Here is a 20,618-nt window from a genome sequence, read left to right on the forward strand (position 1 = left end):
CCGGTCAGGGAGGAGGAAGACAACATGGACAAACCCTTTGGTGTTCCGGATATGCGACCGGTCGATACTGCCATGCTGCGCACTGCTTTGAAGCGCGCCTGGGCCGACTTTCGCCGCGCACCGCTGTTCGGCCTTGTTTTTGCGGGGTTTTACGTACTGTCCGGGTGGGCGATGGCATGGGTGACAGTTCAGACCGGAACAACCTTCTGGCTGGTGCTGGCGGCCATCGGGTTTCCGTTGATCGGCCCGTTTGCCGCTGTTGGTCTGTACGAGGTTTCGCACAGGTTGGAACAAGGCGAGCCGCTCGATTTTGGCGCAATCTTCGGGGTCGTGATGCAGCAAAGCCGCAGACAGTTGCCCTCGATCTGCGCGATCATAGTCGTCGTGTTTCTGTTCTGGTTTTTTCTGGGGCACATGATCTTTGCCCTGTTCATGGGGTTGGCGACGATGACCAACGTGTCAACCTCGCTTGAGGTGTTTCTGACGCTGAATGGCCTGACAATGCTGGCAGTCGGCACGGCAGTCGGGGCGGTTTTTGCGACCGTTCTGTACATGATCACCGTTCTGTCGATTCCGTTGCTGCTGGATCGTGAACTGGATTTCGTGACGGCCATGATCACCAGCTTTACCTACGTGTCAAAGAACTACCCAGTGATGCTGGCCTGGGGTGCCTTCATCGCTGTGCTGACATTTCTGGCGATGGTGCCCTGGTTTCTGGGGTTGCTGGTGGTCCTGCCGCTGCTGGGGCATGCCAGCTGGCATCTGTACCGGCAGATCACGCAGAACGATGAAGGGGAAACACCAACCTGAGCCGTTGGTTATGGATGCTGCGCCACGTTGTTCGTCGACAATCGTGCAGCAGCAAAAATGGCCGTCGAGTCGTGCCCAAGGTATTTCAGCACAACGGGTTCGGGCCTTGTCGCATTTGCCGGGCTGATGACCGACCCACGCCAATGAACTGCCGTTCCCGTAGGGTCCGGCGAGATCAGATAGACCCGGCTGTTGTGACCTTCCCGCTGCGAGGTCAGCATATAGACGGTGTCACCGCTTGAGGCCGCTATCCCCTGTATTTCGCGCGCTTTCGGTGTCGCCTCGGGCATTGCCGCACGCGACACGTAGCCACGGATCAACGTACATTGGGCCAGGGGTCGGGCGTGCAGCAGGGTCATCCGGTGTTCAGCCGAAAGGCTTTCGATCACCGCGTAGAACCCGGGTGAAAACAGGGATTTCTCGATCGCATCCGCACCCGAGCCCAGAAACTCTGTCAGCGCCGGAGTTGCGGGGTGTTCTTCGATCTTTTCGATCTCGTCCAGCGGTTTCAGAAGAATGCGGGCATCGACATCGAAGAACCGGCAAATACGGTCCAGCACATCCGGTCTGGGAACGCTTTCACCGGAAAGATATCTGTTGAACTGGGTGCGGTTCACGCCAAGTTGGCGGCACAGCGCCGAGACCGAGCGATATCGCTTTGCCAATTGCCGAAGGTTCGCACCAAACATTGCGCGAAGCTCAGCAGGACTGCGAATGTCGTCGGTCATGGATGCCCACGTCTTGCTCAGTTTCCGGAAGAAACCATCTTCGCACAGAAGCCAAAGCCCGGTGCGCATCGAAAAATCGTACAGAATGACCCCAAGCAACGTATCCCCACGTCGCGTTGCGGCCTCAAGGCTAACGGCCCTATGCGCAAAGGCAATAGGCTTTATCTGAAAATGCCTGATCTTTAACCGGAAAAGCTGACCTTATGGCAATTTTAGCGCATTCAGATCGCCAGAGTTGCATTGCATATCGCCGGCCACTCTTAAAAGTGTTCCCGCCTTGGCCGCAAGACAAGTGCCAAGGCGGGGCAGGTCGGTCAATCGCCGCGCAACAGGGCCGCCACGCCGGTACGGGCGATTTCCATCAAGCCCAGGGGGCGCATCAGGTCGGCAAAGGCGTCGATCTTGTCCGGCGCGCCGGTGATTTCGAAAATGAAGGAATTCAGGGTGCTGTCGACAACGTTGGCCCGAAAAATATCGGCCAGACGCAGGGCTTCGACCCGCTTGTCGCCTTCGCCCACGACCTTGATGATCGCCAGTTCACGCTCGACCGATGCGCCCTCGACGGTCAGATCATGCACGTCACGCACCGAGACAATGCGCCCAAGCTGCGCCTTGATCTGTTCGATCACCTGCGGCGTGCCGGTGGTGACAATGGTGATGCGGCTGAGGTGGCCGGTATGATCCACCTCGGCGACGGTGAGGCTTTCGATGTTATAGCCGCGGCCCGAAAACAAGCCGATCACACGCGCCAGTACGCCCGGTTCGTTTTCGACCAGAACCGCGATGGTATGCCGTTCCTGCACGTCCGAGAAGGTGGGCCGTAGGTTATAGGCCGAATGGCGGGTGGAGCCTTTTTTGATATGTAGGGCAGACATTTACGTCCCTTTCATCATCCTTGACAGGTTGGGCGCAGCGCGGCGCTCAATCAAAACTGTCGAATTTTGTTAAACCAGAACCGAGCCCTTGGAGTCGATTACGCCCTGCGTCTCGGCTTCGCCCAGCAGCATCTCGTTATGCGCCTTGCCCGACGGGATCATGGGGAAGCAGTTCTCGTGCTTTTCGACCAGACAGTCGAAGATCACTGGACCGTCATAATTGATCATCTCCATGATCGCATCGTCCAGATCGGCGGGGTCGGAACACAGGATGCCTTTCGCACCAAAGGCCTCGGCGAGTTTGACGAAATCGGGCAGGGCCTCGGACCAGGAATGCGAATACCGCTCGCCATGCAGCAGCTCCTGCCACTGGCGCACCATGCCCAGACGCTCGTTGTTCAGGATGAACTGTTTCACCGGCAGGCGATACTGCACAGCTGTGCCCATTTCCTGCATGTTCATCAACCACGAAGCCTCGCCAGCGACGTTGATCACCAGCGCGTCCGGATGTGCCATCTGCACACCGATCGAGGCGGGGAAGCCATAGCCCATGGTGCCGAGGCCGCCCGACGTCATCCAACGGTTCGGATCTTCAAAGCCCAGGTATTGCGCTGCCCACATCTGGTGCTGGCCAACTTCGGTCGTGATGTAGCGATCATGCTTTTTCGTCAGTTCCTCAAGGCGTTGCAGCGCGTATTGCGGCTTGATCGACTTCTTGTTCTCCGAATAGGCGAGGCAGTTGATCTTGCGCCAGTCTGCGATCTGGCTTTGCCACTGTTTGACATTTGCAGCGTCTGTCTTGCGTCCACGCGCTTTCCAGACCTTCAGGATATCTTCAAGAACATGGGCAACGTCGCCAACAATCGGGATGTCCACCCGGATCACCTTGTTGATAGATGACGGGTCGATATCGATATGCGCCTTTTTCGAGTTCGGCGAGAATGCATCGATGCGTCCGGTGATCCGGTCATCGAACCGCGCGCCGATATTGATCATCAGGTCACAGTCATGCATCGCCATGTTGGCCTCATAAAGGCCGTGCATACCCAACATTCCCAACCAGTTTTCACCCGACGCAGGATAAGCACCCAGCCCCATCAGGGTCGATGTAATTGGGAACCCAGTCGCATCCACCAGCTCGCGCAGCAACTGGCTTGCGGCGGGACCCGAGTTGATAACTCCACCGCCCGTGTAAAAGACTGGCTTTTTGGCGGTTTCAATAGCGGCAACAAGCTCGGTGATCTCTTCCAGATCGCCTTTCAGTGCTGGCTGATAATGCGAAGTCGATGGTTTTGGTGGTGTGTATTCACCGCTGGCGAATTGCACGTCCTTGGGGATGTCGATCAGAACCGGGCCGGGGCGGCCAGCGGTTGCAACATGGAATGCTTCATGCAGCGTAGACGCCAGGGAATCCGTATCTTTCACCAGCCAGTTGTGCTTGGTGCAGGGGCGGGTAATGCCAACTGTGTCAGCCTCCTGAAATGCATCAGAGCCTATCATAAAGGTCGGCACCTGGCCGGTCAGAACCACGATCGGGATCGAGTCCAGCAACGCATCCGTCAGGCCGGTCACAGCGTTGGTGGCACCCGGGCCGGATGTAACAAGCGCAACGCCGGGCTTTCCAGTTGAGCGGGCATAACCTTCGGCGGCGTGGATGGCACCTTGTTCGTGCCGCACCAGAATGTGGCGAATGTCGTTCTGCAGAAAAATCTCATCATAGATCGGTAGCACGGCGCCGCCGGGGTATCCGAATACTGTGTCCACGCCCTGATCCTTGAGGGCTTGAACAACCATCTTTGCGCCGGTCATCTCACGTGTCATCTGCTTTGCTCCGTTCGCGACATGTGTCTTGCGTTTGACAAAAAAAAGCCCCCGAGATTTTCGGAGGCGCATGGGTTCGATTATGGTTTACCGTTACCGGCCCATGCGCGTGGTTCCTACGATTACGACTAGCGTTCTCATCGCCAGAGGCTCCTTTTTGCTTGGAGGCGACATTATGGTCGGGGGGAAGGGGCGTCAACAGGCAATTGCACCAATTTTCTATCTCGGGGGCGGTATTTTGCGACATTTTATTGCGCAGATTGCCGCATGTCGGGAATTTCCGGGAATTCGGTGTGTGAATTGGCCGTTTTGTGCACGGATCAGGCGGTCTGAAAGCGTCAGGCCGATGTCCGAAACGGGCATGATCATTACTTTTTTCTGCGCCACGCTGAGCGTGCAGGGGGCAAAACCCGGAGGCTTAGAATGTTGCAGGACCTGGTTGATCTTGGCCGCTATCCAATCGATCGCCCCGATTCACCGGCTTATGATCGGCTGATCGAGGATTTGAGACGCGAATTGGAGCAGGATGGATGTGCCGTTCTGCCTGGTTTCGTGCACGACGCAGGGGTCAAGCTACTGGTGCAAGAAGCCGAGGGGGTGGCGCCCAAGGCGCATCGGTCCTTCAACAGAACCAACGCCTATTTCACGAAGGACGATCCAAGGCTTGGCATCGCTCATCCGATCCGCCGGTTCTATGATCGTTCGAACGCCTTTGTTCCGGCCGACAATCTTTCGAAATCCGGCCCGCTGCGGCGCATTTACGAGTTCGACGGTTTTCTTCCCTTTGTCCGCGATGCCCTGAATGAACCCGAAGACCGTTTTTTTCGTTACGATGATCCATTGGCGGATGTGATCATCAATGTCGTGGAGGAAGGGCAGGGCTTTCCCTGGCATTTCGACACCAACAACTACACCGTGACGCTGGCCATCCAGAACGCAGAGACGGGCGGCGCGTTCGAGTACGCGCCCAACCTGCGCACGGCAGAGGATGAAAACTTTGATCTCGTGGCTGCGGTTCTCGATGGGAACATGGGGCGCGTTCGCCGGTTGGATCTGCGGCCGGGGGATTTGCAGATATTCAAGGGCCGGTATTCACTGCATCGGGTTGCTCCGGTAAGAGGCAAGCGCCGCCGCTATGTCGGCATCTTTTCCTTTGTCGAGGCTGAAGGCATGTGCGGTGGGGTCGAGCGGACGCAGCAATTGTATGGCCGCGTTTTGCCGCATCATTACAAGCGCGCGGGGCTGCGCAAGGATCAATTGCTGGATTGAATGTCCAACCTCGGTACAATGCATCTGTTTCCTGTTCGGAGAGTCAGATGCCCAAGATTTTGCAGCTTACACCATTTGTGTTGTGCTCGTCCCTGAAGGACCAGATCGACTTCTATTGTAATCGCCTTGGGTTCACCTGTGGGTTCACACAGGACAATTATGCCTTTTTGAAACGTGGTCCTGTTGCGATCCGCCTTTTGGAGTGCCCACCCCGGGATGATGGCAAGCCATTGGGTGATGAACACTCCTTCTATATCGATGTTGAAGATATCGATGGGCTTTATGACAGCCTGCGCGACGGATTGGCCGATCTGCCCGAAGGCCGTGTCAGGTCGCCGTTCAATCAGCCATACAATCAGCGTGAATTCCACGTTCTTGACGAAGACGGGACATTGGTTTTTTTCGGAGAAGGTCTCTGACCCGACGGGTAGCGCTCCCGCCCATCGTCAACACGCCTGCGGCGTGTAACCTCTGGTTGGGCCGGGCAGCGCTGCGCGCTGCGGGCGCGTGCAGATCAGAAACCGACGCCAGTGCCTTGCAGTACGCCGTGTTCCAACGCGTAGCGTGTCAGCCCGGCGGTTGAAGAGATGCCAAGCTTGCGCTTGATATTCTTGCGGTGCGTTTCGACCGTCCGCACGGAAATATCCAGCGTTTGCGCAACTTCCTTGTTGGATTTGCCCTGCGCCAGTTCCAGCAGAATGGTCTGTTCACGTCCGGTCAGCGCTTCGCGCGTGGTGTCGCCCTTGGGCTTCAGTGATCCGCTGGCGCCTGTGCAAAGATACTGTTCGCCCCGCATCACCGCGTCGATGGCCTGCTTGATCTCATCAGTGGGCACATCCTTGAGCACATATCCTTTGGCACCGTGGCTGAGCGCGGTCGATATGTATTCCGGGCTGTCATGCATCGACAGGATCAGGATGCGGGTTTCCGGCAGGCGTTCGAGGATGATTTCCGTCGCGCTGAGACCGCCAAGCCCGGGCATGTTCAGATCCATCAGGATCACATCCGGGGCAAGGTCAACGGCCTGATCCACTGCCGCCTGTCCGCTGCCAAGCGTGCCGACCACTTCGATCTCATCATAGCTTTCCAGGATGGACTGAATGCCCTCGGCCACCATGGGATGGTCGTCGACGATAAGAACTCGGATGCTTTCGGCGCTCATGTGCCGGCCTTTCGGTTCGGGGTTGCGTCTTCCTGCGGTGGCAGAAGGTGGCTCAGCGGCAGGCTGACTTCGATGACGGTGCCGCCACGCGGTCCGCGTGATGACAGAATGCGCAGGGACCCGTCAAGCTGTTCGATGCGCTCTTGCATGTTGCGCAACCCGATCCCGGTGCTGGGGGTACCCGGATCGGTCCGCATGCCCCGGCCATTGTCGGTGATCCGCATGGTTGCCCCTTTCTTGTGCCCGCGCAGGTCTATCGTAACATGCGTGGCGCCCGAGTGGCGCTCGATATTGGTCAGCGCTTCCTGGGCAATGCGATACAGGGCAATCTTGCTGTCCTGATCCAGCCGGTTGCGGAATACCACGGTCGAGAATTCCGTCTCGATCCCGGTGCGGTCCCGGAAATCGTCGGTCAGGGCTTTCAGCGCGGGCCCAAGGCCCAGATCGTCCAGTGCGCCGGGGCGCAGGTCGCGACTGATGCGGCGGACCTCGGTGATGGCAGTGCCAAGATGGTCAATCCCTTTGTCCAGCGGATCGCGCGCGCCCGCATCATCGCCACGGGACAGGCGGCGCCGCGCGTTGTCCAGCGCGTAACGTACACCGACCAGAATCTGGCTGATGCCGTCATGCAGTTCACGGGCAACCCGGCCTCGTTCTTCTTCCTGCGCATCAAAGACGCGCTGGGTCAGTTCCTTCAGCTTGGCGTCCGCAAGTCTGCGCTCGCGGATGTTCAGCAGCATGCCCGATGCAAAGACGATGAGCACCGCCGCCACGACGATCGCGCCGATATACATGAAAGTGCGCTGAACGCGGGCCTCGACTTCGGCCCTTGCATTGGCCACCGTTGCGACGATGTCGTCGATGAAGACACCGGTCCCCACGACCCAGCGCCAGTCCTGAAGCCCGACGACATAGGCGATCATCTGCGCCTCTTCCCCGGTCGAAGGCTTCTGCCACATGAAGCTGTGCCAACCAGCCCCCTGGCGGGCGAGGCGGATGAACTCGTCAACGATCGGGGTACCATCGCTGTCCGTCAGCCCCTCCCAGTTTCGATTGATGAACTGCGTCTGGCGCGGGCTGACCAGGTTGTTGCCGTCATAATCGTAGACAAAGAAGAACCCATCCTGACCATAGATCATTGCCGACAGGATCTGCGACACGAGATTTTTTGCGACCTCGTCATCAGGCTCGGCCCGGCCATAGATGTACGCGAACCCGTTGCGGGCCTGTGTCACGTAGTTGCGCAGCTCTTCCTTCTTGGCTTCGATCAGGCTGCGTTCCAGCGCTTCGATCTCACGCTCGGCGGTCGCGCGGGCCTCGTAGGTGACAAGCATGGCAATTGCCGCCACGGCCACGACCAGCGGGATTGCCGCCACCAGCGACAATTTCTGCGCATAGGTCAGCGAGACCAGATGTCGGAGTCTTTGCATGGACGAATCGATACGCAAGCAGCGGCGAAAATGCAAAAAGATTGGGCTTTGTCCCGCAAATACGATGATGATCATCTTAACTGCTGGGCTTCACCGCCCGATTTCTGGTCGAAAAAAGCAAAGAAATCGATTCTCTACGCAGTAGTAGGTATTCCCTTTCACTTCGGCCACATTAGGCTGACGCGCACTGAATGCGACAGGTCCGGTTCTGCCGGACCGTGACTATGAAGGGGAGGAACACTCATATGGATCGTCGTTCATTTCTGAAAAAATCCGCGCTGGGCGGCTCGGCGGCTGCGGCAACTGCTTTGGCAGCACCGGCTTATGCGCAGGGACAGCGTACTCTGACCATGGTGACCTCGTGGGGTCGTGGTCTGGCGGGTGTGTTTGACAGCGCGCAGCGGTGTGCCGACAGCATCAACGCCATGTCGGATGGCAGCCTGAATGTTGAAATCAAGGCAGCGGGCGAGCTGGTTGGCGCGTTCGAAGTATTTGACGCCGTGTCGTCAGGTCAGGCCGACATGTATCACGCGGCCGACTATTACTTTGTGGGTCAGCACCCGGGCTATGCGTTCTTCACGGCCGTGCCTTTCGGTATGACGGCACAGGAACTGGTGAACTGGTACTATCATGACGGCGGGATGGAACTGCATGACGAGCTGGGCGAAATCTTTGGCCTGAAGTCCTTCCTGGCCGGCAACACCGGTGCGCAGGCGGGTGGCTGGTACTCGAAAGAGATCAACAGCCCCGAAGACTTCAACGGTCTGAAGTTCCGCATGCCGGGCCTGGGTGGTAAAGCACTGGGTAAACTGGGCGCATCGGTCCAGAACATTCCGGGGTCGGAAGTGTATCAGGCGCTGTCGTCCGGCGCGATCGACGGTACCGAGTGGATCGGTCCGTGGGCGGACGAAAAAGCCGGTTTCCAGGAAATCACCAAGACCTACTACACTGCGGGCTTCCACGAGCCGGGTGCAGGTCTGTCGCTGGCAACCAACCGTGACGTGTTCAATGAACTGACCCCGGCACAACAGAAGATTATTGAGATCGCTGCCGCCGAGGCGCACCAGTGGAACCTGGCGCAGTTCCTCGCCAACAATGGCGCAGCACTGCAGCGTCTGCAGGCCGGTGGTGTCAAGGTTCTGGAATTCCCGGACAGTGTCTGGGACGCGTTTGGTCAGGCAAGCCAGGAAGTTCTGGACGAGAACATGGGCGATGAGCTGTTCAAGAAGATCCATGACAGCGCAATGACGTCGATGGCTGCTTCGTCTGCCTGGAACAACCTGTCGTCGGGTGTCTACACTGCTCAGCGTGACCGTGTTCGCGGCTAAGCCTTTCTGATCCAAGGACAACCGGTTCCCCCGCGCGGCGGGGGAACCTTTCCCGTTGCGCTTGAAGACTTGGGCAAGCAACAATAATCCATGCGCAACTGAGACGACCTGGGGACAACATGCAGGACGAAAACGGTATCTCGTTCTTCGGCGCCCTGTGGAATGGACTGGTCTGGTTCATTCAGAACATTGCCGAAGCCTTCTATAATTTCGGATACGCCATCACGCATCCGCAGCTCTGGCTGGACTGGTCCGACAAGGCATCGATCATGCGCTTTGTCTATTATGGCGGTTCGGTCGAGTTCTTCTTTGTGGTGTTCACGTTCTTTCTGGTTCTGACGGCCATCGGGCTGTACTACCGGAATTTCATGTGGGCCATCGTGCGGGGCCTTGAGGGGTTTGCCAACACCACCGGGCGCTTCTTTGCCTGGGCGGGGCTTCTGATGGTGATCCAGCAGATCGTGATCGTTTTCATGCAGCGGGTCTTTACCAGACCCGATATGTCGTTTGGTTTGGGTATTCCGTTCCAGATGGACATCAGCTGGTTCGCGGAAGAACTGAAGCTTTACAACGCGATGGTTGTCTGCCTGTGCTGTACCTACACATTCGTGCAGGGTGGGCATGTCCGCGTTGACCTCATCTATGCCGGCATCAGCCACCGGGCCAAACGGGTGGTGGATATGTGTGGTGCGGTTTTGTTCATGATGCCCATGGCCGTCCTGACCTGGATGTATGGCTGGTACTTCATGTGGCGGCACCTGATCGTGCCGAAACCTTCGGCCAGTGACACGCTGGACCGACTGGTGGCCAAGTCCCGTGCGCTGCGCTGGAACGTGGAAACCATTGGGTTCAGCCCCAACGGATTCAACGCCTACTTCCTGTTCAAGATCTTGCTGGTGGCCTTTGCGGCCATGGTGTTCCTGCACGCAATCGCATTCCTGTACCGGTCGTATCTGGAATACGTGGAAGGGCCGGAAAGCACCGGAAAATACCTCGACAAGGACAGCCTTGGTGAGGGTGAAGAAGCCTATGAAGGCGCACATTAGGGACGGAGACCCAGACTATGTTGTTCGGACTTGATGGCGTCGAGATAGGCCTCATTATCGTATTCTTCTGCCTCTTCGGAGGCATCCTTTCCGGCTTCCCGGTGGCCTTTGCCATCGGCGGCGCCGGAGTGATTTCCTTTGGGATCATCGCGGCACTGGACAGTGCCGGGCTGTTGATCCACCAGGCAATCGACACAGGCTCGCAAGCCTATCGGGATATTGTAAATTCCGGGGTAAAACCTGATGTCATATCGGTATTCCGATACCCGGATTTGCCAAGGATAGCCGAGCCGGTCTTTGTCTCTGGCTGGGAAACCGCGCTGGACCGCAACGTGTCGTTCATCGTGAACCGCATGAACGAGCGCGTACTGGCAGGGCAGTCCATTGAGACCCTGTTGGCCGTGCTGATGTTCGTTCTGATGGGGATCACGCTGGAACGCTCCAAGATCGCGAACGATCTGCTGACGACGATGGCGCGCGTCTTTGGACCGCTTCCGGGTGGTCTGGCCGTGTCCATCGTGGTTGTGGGGGCGTTCTTGGCGGCCTCTACCGGCATCGTCGGCGCGACCGTGGTGACCATGGGCCTGCTGGCCTTGCCGACCATGCTGCGGAACAACTACTCGCCCGAGCTTGCCACGGGTGTGATCGCGGCGTCGGGGACGCTGGGGCAGATCATTCCGCCGTCTATCGTGATCGTTCTGCTTGGCACATTGGCGGGTGATCTGTATTCCACGGCGCAAGAGACACGGGCTGTCGAGGCCGGCTGTACCGATGCGCTGACCTATCTGGGGGAGCCGGCGGTTGTCTCGGTCGGAACCTTGTTCCAGGCGGCGCTTTTGCCGGGGATCCTTCTGGCGCTGCTCTATGCGTTGTATGCCTTTGGTTATGCGCTGCTGAACCCACACAAGGCACCTGCCGTTGCAATGTCGGGTGGCTCCGGTGAGCCGATCACCCGTTCTGAAGGTCTGACCTGGCTTCTGGGCGCACCGGTTGCGTTGATCGTCGGCGCGGTGTTGCTGGGCAATGTCGGCGTGATCGGCAGCCAGAGCGTCTCGGTCTCGGCTTTCTCGGATATCGGGCAGGGCGCATCGCTGCGTACCAACGTGTCGGAAGAATGCAAGGCTTCGATGATCGATCTGCATGGTCAGGCCGCCTGGGATCAGGCCGTCGCCGAGCAGGAAGCCATTGATGCCGCCGGCGGTGCGGCTGAATCTCACCGCCTGACCGAGGAAGAACTGACCGTCGCAAAACAGGAAATGATCGCATCAGCCGCGCCAATTGGCACAGGTGTCGCGATCACCGTCGTGCTGTTGGGTCTTACCCTGGTGCTGGGCCGTGGCATCGCCCCTTCGCGTGCGCCACAGCCGCTTATCGTTGGTGCGATTGGTCTGCTGCTTATGGTATTGGTCGATATCCTGCTGATCTCGCCCACAACATCTTCGGGTGCGACGTTCCTGTTGCTCGCGTTGCCCTTCGCACTGACCATGTATGGTTGCAGGGAAGCCGCGGCGCGATGTGCGACCAATGACCTGATCCGCGTGGTCTTCCCGCCACTGGTTCTGATCATCGCGGTTCTGGGCTCGATCCTGGGCGGTGTGACCAACCCGACGCCGGCGGCGGCGCTGGGGGCGGGTGGCGCCATCATGCTGGCGGCCTATCGAAAGCTTCAGGACCAGGGGCGATCGGGCAAGGTGATCATCTGGTCGACCTTTGCCGTGATCATCGCCTTGCTGATGGGGGTGAACTTTGACCTGCGGGTCAATCAGGGCAATGTGACCTTGGAGACCTGGATCGCCTTCATCATCGCGTATGCGGCTTATCTGTACGCCTTGTTCGGCCTGCTGTTCGGGTGCTGGGTGCTGTACTCCAGCGGAGTTCTGACCCCGGTGGTGCGCGAGACGGCCAAGGTGACATCGATGGTGTTCACCATCCTGATCGGATCGCAGTTGCTGAACCTGGTGGTGATCTCGTTCGGAGGGGAGCACTATATCCAGCAATTCTTGAAGAGTTTTGACAACGAATTCACGGTCTTCCTGATCGTGATGCTGGTGTTGTTCATTCTGGGCTTCGTGCTGGATTTCCTCGAGATCATCTACATCGTGATCCCCATCGTGGGGCCGGTGATCTATGGCGGGTCGTTCGACCCGAAATGGGTGACGATCATGGTGGCGGTGAACCTGCAAACATCCTTCCTGACACCACCGTTCGGGTTCGCGTTGTTCTATCTGCGGGGGGTTGCGCCGAAGGAAGTGACGACGGGCCATATCTATCGCGGGATCATACCGTTTGTTCTGATCCAGGTGGTGGGGATCGCAATCCTGTGGTTCTTCCCGGCGATTGTCACGATCGTGCCGGACCTGATCCCGAACTGATCCGGACCATCAATATGCAAAAGGGGGCCTTGGGGCCCCCTTTTTCTTGATTGTTGGGGGGAAGGGGCCAGCCCCTTCTTGCCCTGCGGCCAATTCATCCCCGGGATATTTTGGGCCAGATGAAGAAGCGGATCAGGTGAATTGGATCAGGTCCCAGCGGTTGCCATAAGGGTCGCGCCAGACGGCGACAGTGCCATAGGATTCACTGCGGGGATCTTCTTCGAAATGGACCCCGTTGGCACGCATCTGTGAGTAGTCGCGGTGGAAATCATCGGTTTGCAGGAAGAATCCGACGCGGCCACCGGTCTGGCTGCCTATGGCGGCGCGCTGTTCAGGCCCGTCGGCCTTGGCCAGAAGAAGGGCGCTGCCGTCTGAACCCGGCGGTGCGATCAGGACCCAGCGTTTTCCGCCTCCGAGATCTATATCCTTCAAGAGCTTGAAACGGAGTTTTCCTGTGTAAAACGAGATGGCTTCATCGTAGTCCGGCACCACGAGGGTGACGGCGTGCAGGTTCTGTTTCATGGGGTGGTCAGCCCTTGGTCGGGTGGCGGTCGGGAAGCTGGATATTGGCCACCTGCTCGGCAATCGGAGCGGTGGACAGGGGGTGCCGTGAGGAAGCGCAGAAGGTATCAGGATCCGTGATCTTTTGCCATTCGCCCTGAACATAGGCCTCAAGCCCGGAGAATTTTGCCTTGTAGCCCATCTTGGGGCTGCCGGGGACCCAATAGCCCAGGTAGATATAGGGCAGGCCCGCTTCACGCGCGATCTCGATATGGTCCAGGATCATATAGGTGCCCAGAGAATTCTGAGGCTGGTTCGGATCGTAGAAGGAATAAACCATGCTCAGCCCATCATCGAGCACATCGGTCAGGCTGACAGCGATCAGGTCGCCGGTTTCCGGATCTGCATATTCCACCACGCGGCTTCGAATCGGCGTTTCTTCGATCATTGCCGCAAACTCGAACACGTCCATGTCGGCCATGCCGCCGTCGGCGTGCCGGGTATCAAGATAGCGGCGGAACAGCTCATACTGCTCGTCCGTGGCCCAGGGCGACGTGGCGCGGCGTTGCAGATATCCGTTGCGTTTCACCGCGCGTTTCTGGCTTTTTGTCGGGCGGAACGCCGAGACGTCGATCCGGGCGGACAGGCAGGCTGCGCAATCTGTGCAGGAGGGGCGGTAGAGTACATTCTGCGACCGGCGAAACCCCTGCTGTGACAGGGAATTGTTCAGCTGTTCCGCGCCTTCGCCCTGGAGCGCGGTGAACAGCTTACGCTCCATCCTGCCGTCGAGATAAGGGCAGGGTTGCGGGGCCGTGACATAGAATTGTGGCGCAATTGGCAGCGTGTGTCGCATGAAGTTCCCAGGTAGCCTCGGGTGGGATGATAGCAACCGTTCCCGAGGCCGCCAAGTGTTTCGCGCAACCGCGTGTCAGGCCCGTCGATTGATCATGACCGTGCCCAGAAAACTGTCGGTCAGGCCCTGGCCGCGGGCGCTGGTCAGCATCATGATCACCGAGATGATCTGAATCACCGCGACCGCCATGCTGACGAAATAGCCGGCAGTGTGGGCGATGGCCTTGCCCATATCCATCCGCTCTCCGAATGCGTCGCGCAATTCGATTCCCATGAATCGCATGCCCAGTGTGGCCGAGCCGTTGGTGATGGTTACTACGCGATAGACAAAGCTGATGACGGCATAGATCACGGCCAGAAAAAACAGACCGAGGCCTGCGCTCAACAGGATCGCCACCGTGCAGAGCAGCGAGATGAAGGCGACATCAAACAACCACGCGACAAAGCGTTTGCTTGTCACTGAGTTGTAGAATTCTGGTTGGGTATCCGGGTCAGGCAGGTGGTTCATTCGTCAGGTCCGAAAAAAAGGGTCAGGGTACCCTGACCCGGAATGCCGGGACAGGGCAAGGTCAATCAGGCAGGCGTGGCTTTGCCGTCGTCTTCATGGTTCTCGCGGGCGCGTTCGTCCATGAACTCGTCGAATTCGGCCTTGTCCTTGGCATCGCGCAGGCGGCGCAGGAACGCCTCGAAGTCCTGCTGTTCGCGTTCAAGGCGGGCCAGTGTATCTGCCTTGTAGGCGTCAAATGCGCTGTTGCCGGACGGCTTCATCGCGCTCATGTGGCTGTGCCAGGATTTGCGGCGGTTGCAGGATTTGCTGAACATGCGTTTGCTCCAGATCATGTAAGCCAGAAGGGCCAGGCCAACAGGCCAGAAGAAGATGAAACCAAGGACCATGGCGGCGATCCACGCCCCTTTGCCTTTGTCATCCAGCCAGGCCTCAATTCGGTAAAGCCATCCCGGATTCGCGGGGGCGGCGGGGTCGGACAATGCGGTCATTTGAGCTCTCCAGGGTTGATGTAAATTCTTTTCACATTGTCTAGATGGGGTCCCTGTCGGGTGTTGCAAGGGGATAATGTGAAAAAGATTTACATTGAGCAACTCGGTTGACGATAAACATCTTCAGTCTCAGGGTGCGTAAATGGAAATGACAGAACACAAAACGGCACCTGCGCTGAATGAAATCCTCGAACTGGAAAGGCAGGTCTGGATGGCGCTGGTCGAGGGCAACGCAAGCGCGGACCGGGCTTTGCTGAGCGTCGATTTTCTTGGGGTCTATCCGACGGGATTTGCCAATCGTGACGATCATGTTGGGCAATTCGCGGATGCGCCGACAATGGCCGCGTTTGATCTGAGCGACGCGAGATTGCGCGTTCTGACACCGGATATCGTCCTGTTGACTTATAGAGCCGACTACCTGCGCCCGGGTGCGACAACGCGCGAGGCGATGCTGATTTCGTCGTTGTGGGAACGCAGAAACGACGTTTGGGTCAACAGTTTCAGTCAGGACACGCCGGTTCAGAAAACCTGATCAGAATGCCCCATTGACGATCACGCGCCGCGATGCGCAGTTTGCGCGTATGACAGACGCTCTTGCCATTACACGACTTCCGCGTGCTTTCGATCCATTCCTGGGCGACGAAGCGCGGGCCCTGCTGCCTGATATGTCGGCCGAGATGGCGGAATTGGTGGCGGGCACCGCCGGTTCGAGCCCCTATCTGAAAGGTCTGATCGAACAAGAGAAAGACTGGCTGCCCGAGGCCCTGATGCGCCCGGATCAGGCATTGGCTGACGTCATGGCTGCCGCGCGTGATCTGCCGCCGGATCAGTTGAAACCCGGATTGCGGCAGGCCAAGCGGCGTATGGCTCTGCTCACGGCGTTGGCCGATATTGCAGGTGCGTGGCCATTGGAGAAGGTCACGGCGGCCCTGACCGATTTCGGTGCGCTGGCCGCAGATGTTGCGGCCAAGGCCGAGATCGCAACACTGATCCGGCGCAAGAAGCTGCCGGGTATGACCGAGGAAGATGTCGAAACCGCAGCCGGTTTGGTCATCCTGGCGATGGGAAAGATGGGCGCGCATGAGCTGAACTACAGCTCGGACATCGATCTGATCGTCCTGTTCGATGAAACGCGCTTTGACCCCGATGACTTTTACGAGGCCCGGCACGGTATGGTTCGGGCCACGCGCAACTTTTGTGCGACGTTGAGCGAAAAGACGGCGGACGGCTATGTCTTCCGCACGGATCTGAGGTTGCGCCCCGATCCCGCCGTGACACCGGTTTGCATGGCGATGGAGGCCGCTGAGCGGTATTACGAAAGCCTCGGCCGTACGTGGGAGCGGGCCGCTTATATCAAGGCACGGCCCTGTGCCGGAGATCTGGCTGCGGGGCAGCGTTTCCTTGACGGCCTGCGCCCCTTTGTCTGGCGCCGTCATCTGGATTTTGCCGCCATTCAGGACGCCCATGACATGCGCCTGCGCATCCGCGAAAATAAAGGCACCGGAGGGTCTTTGTCGATCCCCGGTCACGACATGAAACTGGGGCAGGGCGGTATCCGTGAGATCGAGTTTTTCACGCAGACCCGCCAGTTGATCGCCGGCGGGCGAGACGCTGACCTGCGGGTGCGCGGTACGGTTTCCGGGCTTGCGGCGCTGGCCTCCAAAGGATGGGTGCCGCAGGATTTGGCGGACAAGCTGACCGATCATTACCGCGCGCACCGCGAAGTCGAACACCGCATCCAGATGATTCATGACGCACAGACCCACAAGGTGCCGAGTTCGCCTGACGGGATCGAACGCGTTGCCTGTCTGATGGGGATCAGCAGTGCCGAGTTCACGCAAGACCTGACAAATCGCCTGACCGAAGTGCATGAACTGACCGAAGGCTTTTTTGCCCCCGGACCTGGTGCGGCGCCGGTCCAAGTGCAGGATGTGGAGTTCGACAAAAGCGTTTTGGCCCGCTGGACGACATACCCGGCCCTGAGGTCCCAGCGCGGCGCGCGGATTTTCGAACGTCTGCGGCCCGAGCTGTTGTCGCGTCTTGCCAAAACCGCAAAGCCCGATGAAGCGCTGATGGCTTTGGACGGGTTTCTGGCGGGCCTGCCAGCCGGGGTGCAGCTGTTTTCGCTGTTCGAGGCGAATCCGCAACTGATCGACTTGTTGATCGATATCGTTGGCACGTCGCATGCTCTGGCTTCGCACCTGTCGCGCAACGCGTCGGTGTTTGACGCGGTGATCGGGGGCAGTTTCTTTGCGGACTGGCCCGGGCAAGAGGCGTTGCAAGCGGAATTGACGCAGGCTTTGTCGGAAGAAACGGATTATGAAACCCAGCTTGATCTTGCACGGCGCTGGTGCAAGGAATGGCATTTCCGGGTTGGTGTGCATCACCTGCGCGGCCTGATCGACGGGGCGCAGGCAGGCCAGCAATATGCCGAACTGGCACAATCGGTCATTGCGGCCATCCTGCCGCATGTCACCGACAATTTCGCCCGCAAACACGGCCCCGCACCGGGGCGCGGTGCTGCTGTGCTTGGGATGGGGTCGCTGGGGGCAGGCCGGATCAACTCGCAATCCGATCTGGACATGATCGTGATCTACGATCCGCTGGATCAGGACATGTCCGAGGGTCCGCGCCCTTTGGCCACGCGCACCTACTACGCGCGGTTCACGCAGGCTCTGATCACGGCACTGTCCGCGCCGATGTCGCAGGGACGCTTGTATGAGGTCGATATGCGGCTGCGCCCTTCGGGCAATCAGGGGCCGGTCGCGACCAGTTGGGCCAGCTTTGTCAATTATCAGCGGAACGAAGCCTGGGTGTGGGAGCATCTGGCCCTGACCCGCGCGCATGTTGTCGCCGGAGACGTCGGGCTGGCCGAGGAAATCGAAGCCTTCCGTACCGAGTTTCTGTCGCACCCGCGAGACCGGGACAAAGTGCTGCGCGACGTGGCCGAAATGCGGTCCCGCCTGGCCGCGGCCAAGGCGCCCGCCGGCATATGGGACGCCAAGAACGGCCCCGGCCGATTGATGGATATCGAGTTGATGGCGGAAACCGGCGCCTTGCTGGCCGGGTTCGCACAGCGTGATGTGTCCTCTGGTCTGGATGGTGCCGTCGCAGCCGGTTTGCTGGATGTCGCGCAGGCGCAATCTCTGAAAGACTGCTATGACTTATGCTGGTCCGTGCAATGCGCGGCGCGGCTGCTGTCGGGCAAGGCGATCGAAGCCGACAAGATCGGCGAAGGCGGAACTGCTTTTTTGTGCCGTGCCACCGGGTTCGAACAGGTCGAGGCGTTGCAGGCGGCATTGCTGGAGAGTTATACGACCGCAGCCGATCTGATCGGGGGCGTGATCAAGGGGGAAGAAGATGGCGCGCAGCAGTGATCCCAACGACCACAAAGGTCTGATCCGCGAAGCCTATCGAATCGAGGGCATAACCCTGCCGGAATGCCGCAGCATCTTTCTGGACTGGGCACTCAGCCTTCCCGCAGATCGCGACCAGAACACGGCGCTGACGGAACTGCACGCGGGCTATGCCAAGCAGAACCCCGATCACCCGATGACGCAGGTTCTGACCGAGGGTCTTCAGACGGCTCGGGCACCGAAACGCCGTGGCGGCTGGCGTTCCCGCAACCGCTAGGGCTTTCCCACCGGCGCGTTCAGGACTATGAGGGCGCCATGACTCAATCTGCCGACCGCCCCCGTATCCGCCTTAAACCAAAAGCCAATGCGCGCGGCCTGCGCCATGGCTTCCCGTGGGTCTACGCCAATGACATCGTCACCGACCGCCGCACCCGCAAGATTCCAGCGGGCGCTTTGGCCGTGCTCGAAGACGACAAACGCGCGCCCATCGCGCTGGTCGCGGTCAATCCCGCGTCCAAGATCATGTGCCGGGTGCTGGATCGTGACATCGACGCGCAGCTTGACGCGGCGTGGTTCGAGAGCCGTTTGCAGCGCGCCCTTGATCTGCGAGAAAACCTGTTCGACGCCCCGTATTACCGCTTGATCCATGCCGAAGCGGACGGCTTCCCCGGCGTCATCATCGACCGCTTTGGCGAGGCCTGCGTCATTCAGCCGAACGCGGCCTGGGCCGAGGCGCACCTGGACCCGCTGACAGAGGCTCTGGTCAAAACCACAGGCGTGACCACGGTGCTGAAGAACGCCTCGGGCCGCACGCGCGGGCTAGAGGGGCTGGACGACGTCAACCAAGTATTGCGCGGAATTGCGCCCGATGCACCCCTGCCGGTGCCGATGAATGGCGCCACCTACATGGCGGATCTGACCGGTGGTCAGAAGACCGGACTGTTTTATGACCAGCGCCCCAACCACGCCTTTGCCGCGCGCCTGGTTCATCCCGATGCGCAGGTGCTGGACGTGTTCAGCCATGTGGGCGGCTTCGGTCTGGCGATGCTTGCAGGCGGTGCGGGGCAGGCATTGTCCGTCGATGGCTCAGCCGCCGCGCTCGACCTGGCGAAAAAAGGAGCCGAGGCGTCGGGCCTTGCTGATAAGTTCCAGACCCGGCAGGGCGACGCGTTCGAGGTTCTGACTCAACTGGGCGAAGAAGGCGCGCGATTTGACGTGGTGATCTGCGATCCGCCCGCGTTTGCGCCGTCCAGACAAGCGCTGGATGCGGGTCTGCGCGCGTATGAACGTGTCGCAAGACTGGCGGCGCCGCTGGTCAAACCCGGTGGTTATCTTGGCCTGTGTTCGTGTTCGCACGCCGCTGATCTGGGCCGGTTCCGCGATGCGTCCTCCCGTGGGATTGGCCGCGCCGGGCGCCAAGCCCAACTGATCCACACCGGCTTTGCAGGCCCCGATCACCCGCAACTGCCGCAACTGGCGGAAAGCGGCTATCTCAAAGCGGTGTTCTATCGCCTATGAAAGCCGTGCTCGACACCTGCGTCATCTATCCCACGGTAATGCGCGAGATGCTCTTGGGCGCGGCCCGCCTGGGTCATTTCACTCCGATCTGGTCCGCGCGCATCCTCGAAGAATGGGCCCGCGCCGCGCGCAAGCTGGGCCCGACGGGCGAGGCGCAAGCCCGCGCCGAAATCGCGCTGACACAAGCCAACTGGCCCGACGCCGAACGGACTGCGAACGCAGGCCTGCACGACCGTCTTTGGCTTCCGGATGCCGCCGATATCCACGTGCTGGCGACGGCGATCGCCGCGTCCGCCGATATGATCGTCACGGTGAACGCCAAGGATTTTCCCAAAAACATATTGGCGGAAGAAGGCCTGGACCGCCGAGACCCCGACAGCCTGCTGCATGGTTTCTGGCAAGCTGATCCAAAGGGTATGAACACGCTCGCGGCTCAGGTCCTTGCCGAGGCCAGCCGCCTCTCGGGCGACCAATGGACCCTGCGCGCACTGATGAAAAAGGCCCGGCTACCACGCCTTGGCAAAGCCCTGAGCGCCTGAGCGGGACCCCCTTTC

At 59.4% G+C, this 20,618-nt stretch carries 20 protein-coding genes; 11 read left to right on the forward strand and 9 right to left on the reverse strand.

What is annotated here, in order from left to right:
- Positions 1 to 24 precede the first annotated feature (24 nt).
- Entirely contained in the window at positions 25 to 810 is a 786-nt protein-coding gene (locus ACR0DJ_RS05160) for a DUF2189 domain-containing protein (protein ID WP_480684095.1), read from the forward strand.
- Between the two features lie 8 nt (positions 811 to 818).
- Here ACR0DJ_RS05160 and ACR0DJ_RS05165 read toward each other — a convergent pair whose 3' ends face one another.
- The 3 genes from ACR0DJ_RS05165 to ACR0DJ_RS05175 form a co-directional block, all read right to left on the reverse strand.
- Positions 819 to 1,538, reverse strand: a complete 720-nt coding sequence (locus ACR0DJ_RS05165; protein WP_480684096.1) for a helix-turn-helix domain-containing protein — start codon at positions 1,536 to 1,538, stop codon at positions 819 to 821.
- Between the two features lie 314 nt (positions 1,539 to 1,852).
- The gene (gene ilvN, locus ACR0DJ_RS05170) at positions 1,853 to 2,413 is read right to left on the reverse strand and encodes an acetolactate synthase small subunit (protein ID WP_117868667.1); all 561 of its coding nucleotides are present in this window, start codon (positions 2,411 to 2,413) and stop codon (positions 1,853 to 1,855) included.
- 69 nt (positions 2,414 to 2,482) lie between these two features.
- The gene (locus ACR0DJ_RS05175; protein ID WP_480684097.1) at positions 2,483 to 4,234 is read right to left on the reverse strand and encodes an acetolactate synthase 3 large subunit; all 1,752 of its coding nucleotides are present in this window, start codon (positions 4,232 to 4,234) and stop codon (positions 2,483 to 2,485) included.
- A gap of 423 nt (positions 4,235 to 4,657) precedes the next feature.
- On the opposite strand from ACR0DJ_RS05175, the gene ACR0DJ_RS05180 reads away from it, so the two are divergent.
- Entirely contained in the window at positions 4,658 to 5,503 is an 846-nt protein-coding gene (locus ACR0DJ_RS05180) for a HalD/BesD family halogenase (protein ID WP_257598909.1), read from the forward strand.
- Positions 5,504 to 5,550: 47 nt separating this feature from the next.
- On the forward strand, positions 5,551 to 5,922 hold the full coding sequence (locus tag ACR0DJ_RS05185; protein ID WP_425078427.1) for a bleomycin resistance protein: 372 nt from the start codon (positions 5,551 to 5,553) through the stop codon (positions 5,920 to 5,922).
- Between the two features lie 95 nt (positions 5,923 to 6,017).
- On the opposite strand, the gene ACR0DJ_RS05190 is transcribed toward ACR0DJ_RS05185, so the two are convergent.
- A complete protein-coding gene (locus ACR0DJ_RS05190) occupies positions 6,018 to 6,665 on the reverse strand; it encodes a response regulator transcription factor (RefSeq protein WP_170343983.1) in 648 nt (215 codons plus the stop codon).
- Entirely contained in the window at positions 6,662 to 8,095 is a 1,434-nt protein-coding gene (locus ACR0DJ_RS05195; RefSeq protein WP_257598907.1) for a cache domain-containing protein, read from the reverse strand. Before ACR0DJ_RS05195 ends, ACR0DJ_RS05190 begins: the two co-directional genes overlap by 4 nt.
- Positions 8,096 to 8,340: 245 nt before the next feature.
- Here ACR0DJ_RS05195 and ACR0DJ_RS05200 point away from each other — a divergent pair, with 245 nt between their 5' ends.
- From ACR0DJ_RS05200 to ACR0DJ_RS05210, 3 genes are all read left to right on the forward strand, one after another.
- The gene (locus ACR0DJ_RS05200; RefSeq protein ID WP_117868673.1) at positions 8,341 to 9,423 is read left to right on the forward strand and encodes a TRAP transporter substrate-binding protein; all 1,083 of its coding nucleotides are present in this window, start codon (positions 8,341 to 8,343) and stop codon (positions 9,421 to 9,423) included.
- A gap of 119 nt (positions 9,424 to 9,542) precedes the next feature.
- A complete protein-coding gene (locus tag ACR0DJ_RS05205; RefSeq protein WP_152458266.1) occupies positions 9,543 to 10,469 on the forward strand; it encodes a TRAP transporter small permease subunit in 927 nt (308 codons plus the stop codon).
- A 17-nt stretch (positions 10,470 to 10,486) separates the two neighbouring features.
- On the forward strand, positions 10,487 to 12,841 hold the full coding sequence (locus tag ACR0DJ_RS05210) for a TRAP transporter large permease (RefSeq protein WP_170343986.1): 2,355 nt from the start codon (positions 10,487 to 10,489) through the stop codon (positions 12,839 to 12,841).
- Between the two features lie 132 nt (positions 12,842 to 12,973).
- Here the strand turns inward: ACR0DJ_RS05210 and ACR0DJ_RS05215 are convergent, their stop codons facing one another.
- The 4 genes from ACR0DJ_RS05215 to ACR0DJ_RS05230 form a co-directional block, all read right to left on the reverse strand.
- Complete coding sequence (locus tag ACR0DJ_RS05215) at positions 12,974 to 13,363, reverse strand: VOC family protein (RefSeq protein ID WP_425078425.1); 390 nt, start codon at positions 13,361 to 13,363, stop codon at positions 12,974 to 12,976.
- Between the two features lie 7 nt (positions 13,364 to 13,370).
- Entirely contained in the window at positions 13,371 to 14,195 is an 825-nt protein-coding gene (locus tag ACR0DJ_RS05220) for an arginyltransferase (protein WP_257598903.1), read from the reverse strand.
- A 75-nt stretch (positions 14,196 to 14,270) separates the two neighbouring features.
- Positions 14,271 to 14,702 (reverse strand): RDD family protein, encoded by a 432-nt coding sequence (locus ACR0DJ_RS05225; protein ID WP_425078424.1) that lies wholly within the window; start codon positions 14,700 to 14,702, stop codon positions 14,271 to 14,273.
- 65 nt (positions 14,703 to 14,767) lie between these two features.
- Positions 14,768 to 15,190, reverse strand: a complete 423-nt coding sequence (locus ACR0DJ_RS05230) for a DUF2852 domain-containing protein (RefSeq protein WP_425078423.1) — start codon at positions 15,188 to 15,190, stop codon at positions 14,768 to 14,770.
- 142 nt (positions 15,191 to 15,332) lie between these two features.
- Here ACR0DJ_RS05230 and ACR0DJ_RS05235 point away from each other — a divergent pair, with 142 nt between their 5' ends.
- The 5 genes from ACR0DJ_RS05235 to ACR0DJ_RS05255 are packed head-to-tail and all read left to right on the forward strand — an operon-like array spanning position 15,333 to position 20,603.
- Positions 15,333 to 15,722, forward strand: coding sequence for a nuclear transport factor 2 family protein (locus ACR0DJ_RS05235; RefSeq protein ID WP_170343991.1), 390 nt, complete (start codon positions 15,333 to 15,335; stop codon positions 15,720 to 15,722).
- Between the two features lie 49 nt (positions 15,723 to 15,771).
- Complete coding sequence (locus ACR0DJ_RS05240) at positions 15,772 to 18,567, forward strand: [protein-PII] uridylyltransferase family protein (RefSeq protein WP_480684763.1); 2,796 nt, start codon at positions 15,772 to 15,774, stop codon at positions 18,565 to 18,567.
- Positions 18,551 to 18,823 (forward strand): hypothetical protein, encoded by a 273-nt coding sequence (locus tag ACR0DJ_RS05245; RefSeq protein WP_170343992.1) that lies wholly within the window; start codon positions 18,551 to 18,553, stop codon positions 18,821 to 18,823. The genes ACR0DJ_RS05240 and ACR0DJ_RS05245 overlap by 17 nt, the downstream gene beginning before the upstream one ends.
- Positions 18,824 to 18,861: 38 nt before the next feature.
- The gene (locus ACR0DJ_RS05250; RefSeq protein ID WP_480684100.1) at positions 18,862 to 20,064 is read left to right on the forward strand and encodes an RSP_2647 family RNA methyltransferase; all 1,203 of its coding nucleotides are present in this window, start codon (positions 18,862 to 18,864) and stop codon (positions 20,062 to 20,064) included.
- A complete protein-coding gene (locus ACR0DJ_RS05255) occupies positions 20,061 to 20,603 on the forward strand; it encodes an RSP_2648 family PIN domain-containing protein (protein WP_480684101.1) in 543 nt (180 codons plus the stop codon). The genes ACR0DJ_RS05250 and ACR0DJ_RS05255 overlap by 4 nt, the downstream gene beginning before the upstream one ends.
- Positions 20,604 to 20,618 lie beyond the last annotated feature (15 nt).

This window comes from Ruegeria sp. BF10 (assembly GCF_056538725.1).